Annotated in this window: 10 protein-coding genes; 6 read left to right on the top strand and 4 right to left on the bottom strand. The window is 70.8% G+C overall.

Annotated elements, in window-relative coordinates:
• Nucleotides 1–109 precede the first annotated feature (109 nt).
• Genes RWE79_RS08430 through mtnK form a run of 4 tightly spaced genes read left to right on the top strand, consistent with a single transcriptional unit; the run spans nt 110 to nt 4956 of the window.
• Nucleotides 110–1210: a substrate-binding domain-containing protein gene (locus RWE79_RS08430; RefSeq protein ID WP_475939394.1), complete on the top strand. Its 1101-nt coding sequence runs from the start codon at nt 110–112 to the stop codon at nt 1208–1210.
• A complete protein-coding gene (locus RWE79_RS08425; RefSeq protein WP_475939393.1) occupies nt 1197–2753 on the top strand; it encodes a sugar ABC transporter ATP-binding protein in 1557 nt (518 codons plus the stop codon). The genes RWE79_RS08430 and RWE79_RS08425 overlap by 14 nt, the downstream gene beginning before the upstream one ends.
• Nucleotides 2750–3796, top strand: a complete 1047-nt coding sequence (locus RWE79_RS08420) for an ABC transporter permease (RefSeq protein WP_475939392.1) — start codon at nt 2750–2752, stop codon at nt 3794–3796. Before RWE79_RS08425 ends, RWE79_RS08420 begins: the two co-directional genes overlap by 4 nt.
• Nucleotides 3793–4956: an S-methyl-5-thioribose kinase gene (gene mtnK, locus RWE79_RS08415; protein WP_475939391.1), complete on the top strand. Its 1164-nt coding sequence runs from the start codon at nt 3793–3795 to the stop codon at nt 4954–4956. The genes RWE79_RS08420 and mtnK overlap by 4 nt, the downstream gene beginning before the upstream one ends.
• Nucleotides 4957–5039: 83 nt before the next feature.
• On the opposite strand, the gene RWE79_RS08410 is transcribed toward mtnK, so the two are convergent.
• The 4 genes from RWE79_RS08410 to RWE79_RS08395 all read right to left on the bottom strand — a co-directional run bounded on the left by RWE79_RS08410 (nt 5040) and on the right by RWE79_RS08395 (nt 9942).
• Nucleotides 5040–6647, bottom strand: coding sequence for a glycerol-3-phosphate dehydrogenase/oxidase (locus RWE79_RS08410; protein ID WP_475939390.1), 1608 nt, complete (start codon nt 6645–6647; stop codon nt 5040–5042).
• A 17-nt stretch (nt 6648–6664) separates the two neighbouring features.
• Nucleotides 6665–8191 carry a glycerol kinase GlpK gene (gene glpK, locus RWE79_RS08405; protein ID WP_475939389.1) on the bottom strand — a complete coding sequence of 509 codons (1527 nt, stop codon included), beginning with the start codon at nt 8189–8191 and terminating at the stop codon, nt 6665–6667.
• A 38-nt stretch (nt 8192–8229) separates the two neighbouring features.
• The gene (locus RWE79_RS08400) at nt 8230–8988 is read right to left on the bottom strand and encodes an MIP/aquaporin family protein (RefSeq protein WP_475939388.1); all 759 of its coding nucleotides are present in this window, start codon (nt 8986–8988) and stop codon (nt 8230–8232) included.
• 186 nt (nt 8989–9174) lie between these two features.
• Nucleotides 9175–9942: an IclR family transcriptional regulator gene (locus RWE79_RS08395; protein WP_475939387.1), complete on the bottom strand. Its 768-nt coding sequence runs from the start codon at nt 9940–9942 to the stop codon at nt 9175–9177.
• A 217-nt stretch (nt 9943–10159) separates the two neighbouring features.
• On the opposite strand from RWE79_RS08395, the gene metH reads away from it, so the two are divergent.
• Both metH and RWE79_RS08385 read left to right on the top strand, forming a co-directional pair.
• A complete protein-coding gene (metH, locus tag RWE79_RS08390) occupies nt 10160–13699 on the top strand; it encodes a methionine synthase (RefSeq protein WP_475939386.1) in 3540 nt (1179 codons plus the stop codon).
• Between the two features lie 192 nt (nt 13700–13891).
• A complete protein-coding gene (locus RWE79_RS08385) occupies nt 13892–14593 on the top strand; it encodes an HAD family hydrolase (protein WP_475939385.1) in 702 nt (233 codons plus the stop codon).
• Nucleotides 14594–14700 lie beyond the last annotated feature (107 nt).

Here is a 14700-nt window from a genome sequence, read left to right as displayed (position 1 = left end):
CCGGGCACCTGTCGCCGCACAGCTCTCCCGCGCAGTCCGTCCCGCGCGTTTCCCCGCGTCCTTCCCCGTGTGATTCCCGCGTCACGCACCAGCACCACGGAGCCCCGTCATGTCCCGTTCGGCCAGACTTCCCCTCGCCGCGATCTCCCTCGCCTCCGCCTCCGTCCTTCTCGCGGCGGGCTGCTCCCAGTCCAACTCCGCCTCGGACGCCACCGGTGACACCGCGGCCTCCGCCTCCGCCGCGACCGGCAAGAAGCCCGCCCCCTTCGACCAGGGCGGCGTCAAGGTCGCCCTGGTGCGGCAGAGCGGCGCCGGCGACTACTTCGAGCAGTGGGGCAACGGCGCCAAGGCGCAGGCCAAGGCCCTCGGTATCGACCTCACGGTCTACGACGCCCAGGCCGACAACGCCAAGCAGGCCACCGACCTGTCCTCGGCCATCAACTCCGGCGCCAAGGCGATCATCGTCGACCACGGCTTCCCGGACACGATCGAGCCGGTCATCGACAAGGCGGTCAAGAAGGGCATCACCGTCGTCGTCTACGACGTGGACACCACCAACTCCAAGGTGATCAGCACCGAGCAGGACGACGCGAGCATGGCCTCCGCCGTGCTGGGCGTCATGGGCAAGTCCCTCGGCAAGGACGCCAAGGTCGGCTACGTCAACGTCGCCGGCTACGCGGCCCTGGACAAGCGCGACAGCGTCTGGAAGAAGGCGGTCACCGCCAACGGCTGGACCCAGGAGTTCAAGGTCGGCAAGGTCACCGACTCCACCGCCACCGACAACGTGCCGCTGGTCAGCGCCGCCCTCACCCAGCACTCCGACGTCACGGGCATCTTCGCCCCCTACGACGAGCTGGCCAAGGGCACCCTGCTCGCCGTCCAGAACAAGAAGCTGGCCGGCAAGGTCAAGGTGTTCGGCGCCGACGTCTCCAACGCCGACATCCAGGCCATCACCGCCAAGAACAGCCCCTGGGTGGCCACCGCGGGCACCGACCCCTCCGCGGTCGGCGCGGCCGTGGTCCGCACCACCGCCCTGGAACTGGCCGGTCAGCTGAACAAGTCCTCCGTGGAGTTCCCGGCCGTCGCCATCACCCGTGACTTCCTGGTCGGCAAGAAGATCAAGAACATGGACCAGCTGCGCGAGGCGCTCCCGGCGCTCAACCTCAGCAAGGTGAGCACGGCGGACTGGATCGCCGATGTCGCCCACTGAGGTGCCTGTCGGGACACAGGACGAGACGGCCGTCTCACTCCGTGATGTCTCCATGGCCTTCGGCGGCAAGCCGGTCCTCACCTCCGTCTCGCTGGACCTCGCCCCCGGCAGCGTCGTCGCGCTGCTGGGGGCCAACGGGGCCGGCAAGTCGACCCTGATCAAGATCCTGTCCGGTGTGCACGCGAGCCACGGCGGCCAGGTGCTGGTGGGCGGCGAACCGGTGGCCCTCCAGTCGCCGCTGGCCGCCCGGCAGTTGGGCATCCAGACCGTCCACCAGCGGATCAGCGAGGGCGTCGTCCCCGGCCTGTCGGTCGCCGAGAACCTGGTCTTCGAGGAACTGGCCCAGGGCCGCGGCAACCCGCTGCTCAACGGCCGCAGGCTGCTGGCCCGCGCGCGCGAGATCCAGGCCACCCTGGAACTGGGCTGGGACACCGATGTGCTGCGCCGCGATGTCGCCGAACTCGGCATCTCCGACCAGCAGTTGCTGATCCTGGCGCGCGCCCTGTCCACCCGCCCCAGGCTGCTCGTCCTGGACGAGCCGACCTCCGCCCTGTCCGCCACCGAGGCCGAGCGGCTGTTCGCCATCGTCGGCCGGCTGCGCGCCGAGGGCATCGCCGTGCTGTACGTGTCCCACCGGCTCGGCGAGATCGACTCCCTGGCCGACCGGCTGGTCGTCCTGCGGGACGGCCGTCTCACCGACGACCTCACCAAGCCCTTCGACTGGGACCGGGCGCTGCGCGCCATGCTCGCCCAGCCGCAGGGCGCGACCACCGCCCGCCCCCGTGACGGCAACGGCGGCACCGGCGCGGCCGCGCTCCGCCTGCGCGGCGTGCCGCTGCTCCCCGGCCGTCGCCCGCAGGACCTCGACATCCGCTCCGGAGAGGTGACCGGCGTCGTCGGCCTGCTGGGCGCCGGCAAGACCGAACTGGCCCGCGGCCTGTTCGGCGCCGAGCCGTTCCCGGCCGGCACCCTCGAACTGGACGGCAGGCCCTACCGGCCGCGCCGTCCCGCCGACGCCATCAGCCGCGGCGTCCACCTCGTGCCCGAGGACCGGCACGCCGACGCCCTGATCCCCGGCTGGACGGTCGCGCGGAACGTCTCGCTGCCGTTCCTGAGGTCCCTCTCCCGGGCCGGTCTCGTACGCGGTTCCCAGGAGGCCGCCCTCGGCCGCCGCACCATCGGCGAACTCGGCGTCGTCGCCCGTGACGAGAACAGCACCGTGGAGGAGCTGTCCGGCGGCAACCAGCAGAAGGTCGTCGTCGGCCGCTGGCTCGCCACCACTCCCCGCGTCCTCATCCTGGACGAGCCGTTCCGAGGCGTGGACATCGGTGCCCGCCGCGACATCGGCCGCCGCGCCCGCGCCCTCGCCGCGGACGGCGCCGCCGTCCTCGTGCTCTCCGCCGACGTGGACGAGGTCCTGGAGGTCGCCGACCGCCTCATCGTCCTCACCGAGGGCGAGATCCGGCTCGACGCGTACGGCGAGGACGCCGAGCGCGACCAGGTGATCCAGACCATCGCCCGCACAGAAAGCCACTCCCGATGACCACGACCGAGTCAACCGCCCCGCAGGTGAAGGCGGCCCTGCCCGCCGCTCCCGGCACGGGGGTGCGCGTGCAGGGCGCCGTCATCAAGTACGGCTTCATCTTCGTCACGGTCGCCCTGTTCACGTACTTCTCGCTCAGCGAGCCCGCCTTCCGCGACTCCGCCACCCTCCTGGACACTTTGCGGTACGTCTCCGTCGCCGCCATCCTCGGCCTGGGTGTCACCCTCACCATGGCGGTCGGCGGCATGGACATGTCCGTCGGCGCCGTCGCCGGGCTCGGGGTCACCGTCGCAGCCAAGACGATGGTGGTGTACAACCAGGTCGGCGTCGTCGCGATCATCGCCGTCATCGCGGCCGGGGCGCTCGCCGGACTGGTCAACGCCGTGCTGATCGTCGTCCTCAGGATCCCCGACATGCTCGCCACGCTCGGCACCCTGTTCGTCATCCAGGGCCTCAAGCTGGTCCTCGTCGACGGCCAGTCCCTCTCCGCGGGCATGACCCTGTCCGACGGCACCACCGCCCCCGGCCGTTTCACCGACGGCTTCCTGTCCATCGACCGGGGCACGATCGCCGGCATCCCCGTCTCCGTGGTCGTCTTCGGCGGTCTGACCGTCCTCGCCTATGTCTTCCTGGCCCGCACCCGCTGGGGCCGGATCCTGTATGCGATCGGCGCCAACCCCGAGGCCTCCCGGCTGGCCGGCATCCGGGTCGGCGCCTACCGGGCCCTGGCCTACGTCCTGTCCGGCGTCCTCGCCTCGACCGGCGGCCTCATCCTGGCCGCCCGCATCGGCCAGGGCGACGTCTCGGCCGGCACGTCCCAGCTCCTGGAGGCCGTCGCCGTCGCCCTCGTCGGCACCTCGGTACTGGGCCGCGGCAAGCCCAACGTCTGGGGCACCGCACTGGGCGCCGTCCTCATCGGCGTCATCACCACCGGCCTGACCATCAAGGGCCTGCCCTACTACACCCAGGACGTGGTCGAGGGCACGGTCCTCATCCTCGCCCTGGTCTTCAGCTTCACCCTGTCCCGAGGAAAGCGCGCATGACGTACCGAATCCTTGAGCCCGGCGACATCGCCGGCTACCTCCGCGAGCAGGGCCACTGGAACGCCGGCCCGGTCGACGTGCACGAGGTCTCCGACGGCAACATGAACCGGGTGTTCATCGCCGCCGCCCCCGACGGCAGCCGCAGCCTCGCCGTCAAGCAGGCCCTGCCCTGGGTGCGGGTGGCCGGCCCCTCGTGGCCGATGTCCCCCGGCCGCGCCGACGCCGAGGCCCGCGCCTACCGGCAGGTCGCCGCCGTCGCCCCGGACAGCATCCCGGCCGTCCACGGCTACGACGCCGCCAACTACGCCCTGACCATGGAGGACATGTCCGACCTCCAGGTCCTGCGCACCGTCCTCAACGACGGCGGATCGTACGGCGAGGGCACCTCACGCCGCATCGGCGAGTTCGTCGCCCGGCTCTCCTTCGCCACCAGCGACTTCGGCATGCCCTCCGCCGACCGCAAGGCCTTCATCGCGGCCTCCGTCAGCCCCGAGCTGTGCCGGATCACCGAGGACGTCGTCCTCTCCGAGCCCTATGTCGAGCACGAGCACAACCACTGGCACCCCGGCCTCGACGACCTCGCGGCCGCGTTCCGCGCCGACCGGCCGCTGCGTACCGAGGTCGCCGGACTCCGGCACCTGTTCATGACCAGCGCCCAGGCCCTCCTGCACGGCGACCTCCACACCGGCAGCGTCATGGTCGGCGAACGCGCCGGCGCCCCGGTGGTCCGGGTCTTCGACCCCGAGTTCTCCTTCGTCGGCCCCATCGGCTTCGACCTGGGCCTGTACTGGGGCAATGTGCTGGTCTCCGCCCTGCGCGCCCGCGCCCTGGGCATCGAGGGCGACCACACCGACCAGCTCGCCCTCAGCTGGCACGGCTTCGAGGCCGAGCTGCGCCGCCTGTGGCCCACCCGCGTCGACACCTTCTTCGACGACGCCTACCTCGACCGGTTCCTGCGCGAACTCTGGTCGCAGAGCCTCGGCTTCGCCGGCACCGAGATCATCCGCCGCGTCATCGGCTTCGCCCACCTCACCGACCTCACCACCCTCCCCGACCCCCTCCAGGTCCCCGCCTCCCGGCAGGCCCTGCTGCTGGGCCGTGCGCTGATCGTCGACCGCGCCGCGTTCGCCGTCCCGGCGGACGTCGGCGCCGCGCTCTGACCGCCGCGGGCGTCCTGGCATGCGAGAGGCCGGGTGGGAAGCAGCTGCTTCCCACCCGGCCTCTCGCATGCCCGCGGGCGGTGTCAGTCCCGCTTCGCGAGCAGTTCCTCGACCCGGCCGCGTACGGACTCGTCGTCCAGGCCGCGTACGGTCAGGGTCGTACGGCGGCGCAGCACGTCGTCCGCGGTCTGCGCCCACTCGTGGTCGCGGGCGTAGACGACCTGGGCCCAGATCTCGGGGGCGTCGGGGTGGATGCGCTCGCCCAGTGCCGGGTCCTCGTTCACCAGGCGGGCGATGTCGAAGGACAACGAGCCGTAGTGGGTGGCGAGGTGACGGGCCGTCAGTGGGTCGATGCGGTTGCCCGGGTCACGGTCCACCAGCAGCCGGTGAGCCACCGCGTTGGGGTTGGCGACACCGGGCAGCGGCAGCCGCCTGGGCAGCCGGGACAGCGGTTCCATGTCGTCGGCGAGCGGCCGGCCCGGCAGCTTGGCGAGCTTGTCGACCACCGTACGGCCGATGTGGCGGTACGTGGTCCACTTGCCGCCGGCGACCGAGAGCATGCCGCCGCGGCCCTCACTGACGACCGTCTCGCGCTTGGCCTTCTTGACGTCGCCGGGGCCGCCGGGCAGTACCCGCAGTCCCGCGAAGGCGTAGGTGATGAGGCTGCGGTCCAGGTGCTCGTCCTTCACCGAGAGCCTGGCCTCGTCCAGGATCTGCTGGATGTCGGACTCGGTGGCCCGGACGTCCGCCGGGTCACCGGTGTACTCCTCGTCCGTGGTGCCCAGCATCAGCTGGTCCTCCCACGGCAGGGCGAAGGTGATGCGGTACTTGTCGACCGGGGTGGCCATGGCGGCCTTCCACGGCGTCTTGCGCTTGAGTACCACGTGCGCGCCCTTGGACAGCCGGATCGACGGGTCGGAGCCCGCGTCCTCCATCTTGCGCAGGTGGTCCACCCACGGGCCGGTGGCGTTGAGCACCATCCGGGCGTCGACACCGAACTCGGTGCCGTCCGTACGGTCCTTGAGGTCGGCGCCGCTGACCCGGCCGCGGGTGAAGCGCAGGCCGGTGACCTCGGCGTGGTTGAGCACCACGGCCCCGGCCTCGACGGCCGCGCGGACCGTCATGATCGCGACCCGCGAGTCGTTCATCTGGTGGTCGTAGTAGACCGCCACGGCCTTGAGGTTGTCGGTGTTCAGACCGGGGTTGCCGGCCGCGGCCCGGGCCGGGGATATCACCTTGCCGACGCCGTCGCCGAAGGCGGACAGCGCGGTGTAGGCGAAGACCCCGGCACCGAGCACGGGGGCGCTCACCGGGCCGCCCTTGTAGACGGGCAGGTAGAAGGTGAGCGGGCTGACCAGGTGCGGCGCGACGTCCTTGGCGAGCGCGCGCCGCTCCTGGTGGTTCTCCGCCACCAGCCGGACCGCGCCGGTCTGCAGGTAACGCAGACCGCCGTGGACCAGCTTGGAGGAGGCGGAGGAGGTGGCGCCGGCGAAGTCACCGGCGTCCACCATGGCCACCCGCAGCCCGGACTGCGCGGCGTGCCAGGCCACCGATGTGCCGAGGATGCCGCCGCCGATCACCAGTAGGTCGTACGTGGCGTGGCTCAGCAGCTCCCGGGTCTCGGAACGGCCGGGGTTGCGGCCGGCGGTCGGGTGCGTCCCCAGGGTCGGGACGCTCTGCAGGGTGCTCATTTCTGGCTTGCTCCTCGTCAGTTCTCGTCTTCGAGCCAGCCCATGGTCCGCTCGACGGCCTTGAGCCAGCTCTTGTACTCGCGGTCACGCTGGGCCGCGTCCATGTCGGGCGTCCACTCGGCGGCCCGGCGCCAGTTGGCGCGCAGTTCGTCGGTGTCCGCCCAGAAGCCGACGGCGAGACCGGCGGCGTAGGCGGCGCCGAGGCAGGTGGTCTCGGCGACCATCGGGCGCACCACGGGGGCGTCCAGGAAGTCGGCGAGGGTCTGCATCAGCAGGTTGTTGGAGGTCATACCGCCGTCGACCTTGACCGCGGCCAGTTCGACACCGGAGTCCTTGGTCATCGCGTCGACGATCTCGCGGGTCTGCCAGGCGGTGGCCTCCAGTACGGCACGGGCGATGTGCGCCTTGGTGACGTAGCGGGTCAGGCCGGCGATGACACCACGGGCGTCGGAGCGCCAGTGCGGGGCGAACAGGCCGGAGAAGGCCGGCACGAAGTAGGCGCCGCCGTTGTCCTCGACGGAGGAGGCCAGCGTCTCGATCTCGGCCGCGCTCTTGATCAGGCCCATCTGGTCCCGCATCCACTGCACCAGCGAACCGGTGACCGCGATGGAGCCCTCCAGTGCGTAGACCGGCTTCTGGTCGCCGATCCGGTAGCCGACCGTGGTCAGCAGGCCGTTGTACGAGTTGACCGGCGTCTCACCGGTGTTCATCAGCAGGAAGGTGCCGGTGCCGTACGTCGACTTGGCCTCGCCCTCGGCGAAACAGGTCTGGCCGAACAGGGCCGCCTGCTGGTCGCCCAGCGCGGAGGCGACGGGGATGCCCGCCAGCAGACCGCTCGCCGCGTGGCCGTAGACCTCGGCGGAGGAACGGATCTCCGGCAGCACCGCGGCCGGGACCTCCATGGAGACGAGGATCTTCTCGTCCCACTGGAGGGTGGCCAGGTTCATCAGCATGGTGCGCGAGGCGTTGGTGACGTCGGTGACGTGCACGCCTCCGTTCGGGCCACCGGTGAGGTTCCAGATCACCCAGCTGTCCATGGTGCCGAACAGGATCTCGCCGCGCTCGGCGCGCTCGCGCAGGCCCTCGACGTTGTCCAGCAGCCAGCGGATCTTCGGGCCGGCGAAGTACGAGGCCAGCGGCAGGCCGGTCTCGCGGCGGAAGCGGTCCTGGCCGACGTTGCGGCCCAGTTCCTTGCACAGCGCGTCGGTGCGGGTGTCCTGCCAGACCAGGGCGTTGTGCACCGGCTCGCCGGTCGCCTTGTCCCACAGCAGGGTGGTCTCGCGCTGGTTGGTGATGCCGATCGCCTTGACGTCGGCGGCGGTGATGCCCGCCTTGGTGACCGCCCCGTCGACGACTTCCTGGACGTTGGTCCAGATCTCGGCGGCGTCGTGCTCGACCCAGCCGGGCTTGGGGAAGATCTGCTCGTGCTCCTTCTGGTCGACCGCGACGATCCGGCCGTCCTTGTCGAACACGATGCAGCGGCTGGAGGTGGTGCCCTGGTCGATGGCCGCGATGAACGGGCCGGTGGTGTGTGCGTCGGTCACGGTGTGCTCCTCAGATCCTCGGACTCGGTTGCGTACGCTCAGAACGCGATCTTGTACAGGCCGGCGGCCAGCGCCGCACCCACTATCGGGCCCACGACGGGTATCCAGGCGTAGCGCCAGTCCGATCCGCCCTTGTTGGGCAGCGGCAGCAGGGCGTGCACGATGCGCGGTCCGAGGTCACGGGCCGGGTTGATGGCGTAGCCGGTGGGTCCGCCGACGGACAGGCCGATGCTCACCACGACGAAGGCGACCATGAGGGTGCCGGTGCCGGAGACCGCCAGGCCCTTGGTGAGGCCCATGGTCAGGATGAAGAGCACCAGTACGAAGGTGCCGATGATCTCGGTGGCCAGGTTCTGGACCGTGTTACGGATCTCAGGGCCGGTGGAGAAGACGCCGAGCACCGGACCGGCCGGGCTGTCGCTGTTCTTGGCCAGGGCCGCGATCTCGGGGTCGTTCATGTGGGCCTGGAACTGGCCGTAGTACGCGATCCAGACCAGTGCCGCGCCGATCATCGCGCCGAGCATCTGGCCGGCGAGGTAGACCGGGACCTGGCTCCACTTGCCGGTGTCGATGGCCAGACCGATGGTCACCGCGGGGTTGAGGTGGGCGCCCGAGAGGCTGCCCGAGATGTAGGCGGCCGTCAGCACGGCGAAGCCCCACCCGAAGGTGATGGCCAGCCAGCCGGCGTTCCGGGCCTTGGAGCTCTTGAGGGTGACCGCAGCGCAGACACCACCGCCGAGAAGGATGAGTATGGCGGTACCGATGGTCTCGCCGATGAAGATCTTGTCGCTGGACACCCGCGACTCCTTTGTCCACGTCCAGGGGAGGGCAAAGCGGTCGTCGACCTCGTACAGCCTACCGATTCCGTCGGCAGGTGTTCGACATTGTCGACCGCCGAACGGAAGTGAACTCCTGCCTGACGGCACCCGTCAAGGGGTGTGTGAGCCAGGACTCCCGAAAGTACGAAAAGTCTCAGAAACGTCTCAGAAACGTCCGGCGCCCAGATCGCGGGAGACCGAGCGCGCGCAGTCCCGCAGGGCCGCCACCAACTGGGCCCGGATGTCGCCGTGTTCGTCGCAGACCCGCTCCACGGCGCCGGTTATCGCCACGGCGCCCACCGGCATCCTCCGCCGGTCGTGGATCGGCGCGGCGATCGACGCCACCCCGTCCCAGGTCTCCTCCAGGTCCGAGGCCCAGCCCCGGGCGCGGATCAGATCGAGCATGCCCTCGAAGTCCGGCAGCTCCGTGACCGTGCGCGAGGTCAGCGCCTCCCGCTCCATGTCGGTGACCTCGCTGTGCGCGACCGGGTCGAACGCCGAGAGCACCTTCCCCAGCGCACTGCTGTGCAGCGGGTGCATCGCGCCGACCTCCAGCACCTGGCGGCTGTCGTCGGGCCGGAAGACGTGGTGCACGATCAGCACGCCCTGCTGGTGCAGCACGCCCAGATAGACCGCCTCGCCGCTGGAGCGGGCCAGGTCGTCCGTCCAGACCAGGGCGCGGGCCCGCAGCTCGTGCACGTCCAGATAGGTGTTGCCCAGCCGCAGCAGCTCGGCGCCCACCTGGTACTTGCCGGAGACCGGATCCTGCTCGACGAACCCCTCCTGCTGGAGCGTGCGCAGGATCCCGTGCGCGGTGCCCTTGGCGAGTCCCAGCGACGAGGCCACGTCCGACAGGCCGAGCCTGCGCTCGCCGCCCGCGAGCAGCCGCAGGATCGCCGCCGCCCTGGTGAGCGACTGGATGGGTCCTGGCATGAAACACCCTCCGTAATGACGGCCAGAAGTGGGTCGACAATGCTGAACGATGTCAGACGATGCCGACCACATGCTTCCAGAGAAGAGTGTGACACCTGGCGTCCGCCCCTCGGAATGTCCGGGAGCGACTTCCGGCACCGGGTTAGTCTGGCCGCGTGCCCGTCCGACCCGTCGGACGGGCAAAGCCGACAGCCGTCGCATCCCAGGGAGCACATCCATGGCCTCGCCGTCCCCGTCGTCCCCCTCGTCCCCGAGCTCGTCGCCGAGCTCCGCCGGCCGGGCCGCAGCGCTCCGGGAGGCCCTCGCCACCCGCGTCGTGGTGGCCGACGGCGCGATGGGCACCATGCTGCAGTCGCACGACCCCTCGCTGGAGGACTTCCAGGGGCTGGAGGGCTGCAACGAGGTCCTCAACGCCACCCGCCCCGACATCGTGCGCTCGGTCCACGAGGCGTACTTCGAGGTCGGCGTGGACTGTGTCGAGACCAACACCTTCGGCGCGAACCTGGCGGCCCTGGGGGAGTACGACATCCCCGGGCGGGTCCACGAGCTCTCCGAGGCCGGCGCCCGGATCGCCCGCGAGACCGCCGACGCCTTCACCGCCCGCGACGGCAGGCAGCGCTGGGTGCTGGGCTCCATGGGCCCGGGCACCAAGCTGCCGACCCTGGGCCACGCCCCGTACCAGGCGCTGCGCGACGCCTACCAGAGCAACGCCGAGGGCATGATCGCCGGCGGCGCCGACGCGATCATGGTGGAGACCACCCAGGACCTGCTCCAGACCAAGGCCTCCGTCGTCGGCGCCCGGCGCGCGCTGGAGGTGGCCGGTCTCGACCTGCCGCTGATCGTCTCGGTCACCGTCGAGACCACCGGCACCATGCTGCTCGGCTCCGAGATCGGCGCGGCCCTGACCGCCCTGGAGCCGCTGGGCATCGACATGATCGGGCTGAACTGCGCCACCGGCCCGGAGGCCTACAGCGAGCACCTGCGCTACCTGGCCCGGCACTCCCGCGTCCCGCTGTCCTGCATGCCCAACGCGGGCCTGCCCATCCTCGCCAGGGACGGCGCCTACTACCCGCTCAGCCCGTCCGAGCTGGCCGACGCCCAGGAGACCTTCGTCCGCGAGTACGGACTGTCGCTGGTCGGCGGCTGCTGCGGCACCACGCCGGAGCACCTGCGGCAGCTCGTCGACCGCATGGACGGCCTGACCCCGGCCCGCCGTGAGCCGCGCCCGGAGCCCGGCGCCGCCTCTCTCTACCAGACGATGCCCTTCCGTCAGGACACCTCCTACCTGGCGATCGGGGAGCGCACCAACGCCAACGGCTCGAAGAAGTTCCGCGAGGCCATGCTGGAGGGCCGCTGGGACGACTGCGTGGAGATGGCCCGCGAGCAGATCCGCGAGGGCGCCCATCTGCTGGACCTGTGCGTCGACTACGTCGGCCGCGACGGCGTCGCCGACATGAACGAGCTCGCCGGACGCCTGGCCACCGCCTCCACCCTGCCGATCGTCCTGGACTCCACCGAACCGCCGGTGCTGCGGGCCGGCCTGGAGAAGCTCGGCGGCCGCGCGGTCATCAACTCGGTCAACTACGAGGACGGCGACGGCCCCGAGTCCCGTTTCGCGAAGGTCACGAAGCTGGCCACCGAGCACGGCGCCGCCCTGATCGCCCTGACCATCGACGAGGAGGGCCAGGCCCGTACCCCCGAGCACAAGGTCGCCATCGCCGAGCGGCTGATCGCCGACCTCACCGGCAACTGGGGAGTGCTGGAGTCGGACATCCTCATCGACTGCCTGACCTTCACCATCTGCACCGGCCAGGAGGAGTCCCGCAAGGACGGCGTCGCCACCATCGAGGCCATCCGCGAGCTCAAGCGCCGCCACCCGGCCGTCCAGACCACCCTGGGCCTGTCCAACATCTCCTTCGGCCTCAACCCGGCCGCCCGCGTCGTGCTCAACTCGGTCTTCCTCAACGAGTGCGTCGAGGCCGGGCTGGACTCCGCCATCGTGCACGCCTCCAAGATCCTGCCGATCGCCCGCATCCCCGACGAGCAGCGCGAGGTCGCCCTCGACCTGATCCACGACCGCCGCCGGGAGGGCTACGACCCGCTGCAGCGCTTCCTGGAGCTGTTCGAGGGCGTCGACCTGAAGTCCGTCAAGGCGGGCAGGGCCGAGGAACTGGCCGCGCTCCCGCTCGACGAGCGGCTGCAGCGCCGCATCATCGACGGCGAGAAGAACGGTCTGGAGGCCGACCTCGACGAGGCCCTGGCCGCCCGCCCGGCACTGGACATCGTCAACGACACCCTCCTGGAGGGCATGAAGGTCGTCGGTGAGCTGTTCGGCTCCGGCCAGATGCAGCTGCCGTTCGTACTCCAGTCCGCCGAGGTCATGAAGACCGCGGTGGCGTATCTGGAGCCGCACATGGAGAAGACCGAGGACGGCCAGGGGCAGGCCAAGGGCACCATCGTGCTGGCCACGGTCCGCGGCGACGTCCACGACATCGGCAAGAACCTCGTCGACATCATCCTGTCCAACAACGGCTACACCGTGGTCAACCTGGGCATCAAGCAGCCCGTCTCGGCGATCCTGGACGCCGCCGTCGAGCACCGCGCCGACGTCATCGGCATGTCGGGCCTGCTGGTCAAGTCCACCGTGATCATGAAGGAGAACCTCCAGGAGCTCAACCAGCGCAAGCTGGCCGCCGACTACCCCGTCATCCTCGGCGGCGCCGCCCTCACCCGGGCCTACGTCGAGCAGGACCTCCACGAGATCTACGAGGGCGAGGTCCGCTACGCCCGCGACGCCTTCGAGGGCCTGCGCCTGATGGACGCGCTCATCGCCGTCAAGCGCGGGGTGCCCGGCGCCGGCCTGCCCGAGCTCAAGCAGCGCCGGGTCGCCAGGCGCGAGCAGCCGGTCGAGGAGCCCGAGGAGAACCGCGGCCAGATCCGCTCCGACGTCGCCGTCGACAACCCCGTCCCCACCCCGCCCTTCTGGGGCTCCCGGGTCGTCAAGGGCATCCCGCTCAAGGACTACGCCGCCTGGCTGGACGAGGGTGCCCTGTTCAAGGGGCAGTGGGGGCTCAAGCAGGCCCGCGCCGGCGGCCCGACGTACGAGGAACTGGTGGAGACCGAGGGCCGGCCCCGGCTGCGCGGCCTGCTCGACCGGATGCAGACCGACAGTCTGCTGGAGGCCGCCGTCACGTACGGATACTTCCCCTGCGTCTCCAAGGGCGACGACCTGATCGTGCTCCACGAGGACGGCACCGAGCGCACCCGCTTCACCTTCCCCCGCCAGCGCCGGGGCCGCCGGCTCTGCCTCGCCGACTTCTTCCGCCCCGAGGACTCCGGCGAGACCGATGTCGTGGGCCTGCAGGTCGTCACCGTCGGCAACCGGATCTCCGAGGCCGCCAACGAACTGTTCGCCACCGACTCCTACCGCGAGTACCTGGAGCTGCACGGCCTGTCCGTCCAGCTCGCCGAGGCCCTCGCCGAGTACTGGCACGCCCGGGTCCGCTCCGAACTGGGCTTCTCCGGCGAGGACCCGGCCGAGGTCGAGGACATGTTCGCGCTGAAGTACCGGGGCGCCCGCTTCTCGCTCGGCTACGGTGCCTGTCCCGACCTGGAGGACCGCGCCAAGATCGCCGAACTGCTCGAACCGGAGCGTATCGGCGTGGTGCTCTCGGAGGAGTTCCAGCTGCATCCCGAGCAGTCCACGGACGCCATCGTCATCCACCACCCCGAGGCCAAGTACTTCAACGCGCGCTGAGCCGCCCGGCCCCGGGGTGCGCTCCGGGGCCGCCGGCGCACCCTGGTGGGCACCCTGCCGTGGAATCGGTGGCCGCCGAGTCGATCCGTCGTATACTGGACGGTCCGGTAGAGGCCGGTCGCCCCGCCCCACCACCGTGGAGCCATGGCGACCGGCCTTCGTCTCCCCTGGACAGCGCGAGGAGTGGGCCGTATGACCAGCACAATTCCCGCCGTGGAGGCCTCACCGGCCGACGGCTCGGCTCTGCAGGCCGTACTCCTGGACATGGACGGCACCCTCGTGGACACCGAGGGCTTCTGGTGGGACGCGGAGGTCGCGGTCTTCGCCGAGATGGGCCACGCCATCGACGACATCCACCGGGAGGTCGTCGTCGGCGGCCCGATGGCCCGCAGCCTGGGCCATCTGATCTCGGTCACCGGCACCGACGCCACCATCGCCGAGCTGTCCGCCCTGATCAACGTCCGCTTCGCCCAGCTGATCGGCCGCGGGGTGCCGCTGATGCCCGGCGCGCGCCGGCTGCTCACCGAACTCGGTGCCCACGGGGTGCCCACGGCGCTGGTCTCCGCCTCCCAGCGGAACGTCATCGACTCCGTGCTGCACTCGCTCGGCCACCGGCACTTCGCGCTCTCGATCGCCGGTGACGAGGTCGGCCGGCCCAAGCCGCACCCGGAGTCCTATCTGGTCGCGGCGGCCCGGCTGGGCGCCGACCCGGCCCGCTGCGTGGTCATCGAGGACACCCCGACCGGCGTGGCGGCGGCCGAGGCGGCCGGCTGCCGGGTGGTGGCGGTGCCCTCCATCGCGCCGATCGGCGCCGCCGAGGGACGCACCGTCGTGTCCTCGCTCGAACACGTCGACCTGGGTTTCCTGCGCTCTCTGATTACGTCCGCGCACTGAGGGTGTCCTCGCGAATTGGTGTGCCGGGGTTTCCGCTGACCATTGGAGGAAGTCGCCGCGTGATTCTCGTCACGTCAATCGCGGGGCGCGAGGCGGACATTACCTCG

The sequence above is a fragment of the Streptomyces sp. RLA131 genome (assembly GCF_056270125.1).
This window is presented reverse-complemented; position numbering and strand designations above follow the sequence as displayed.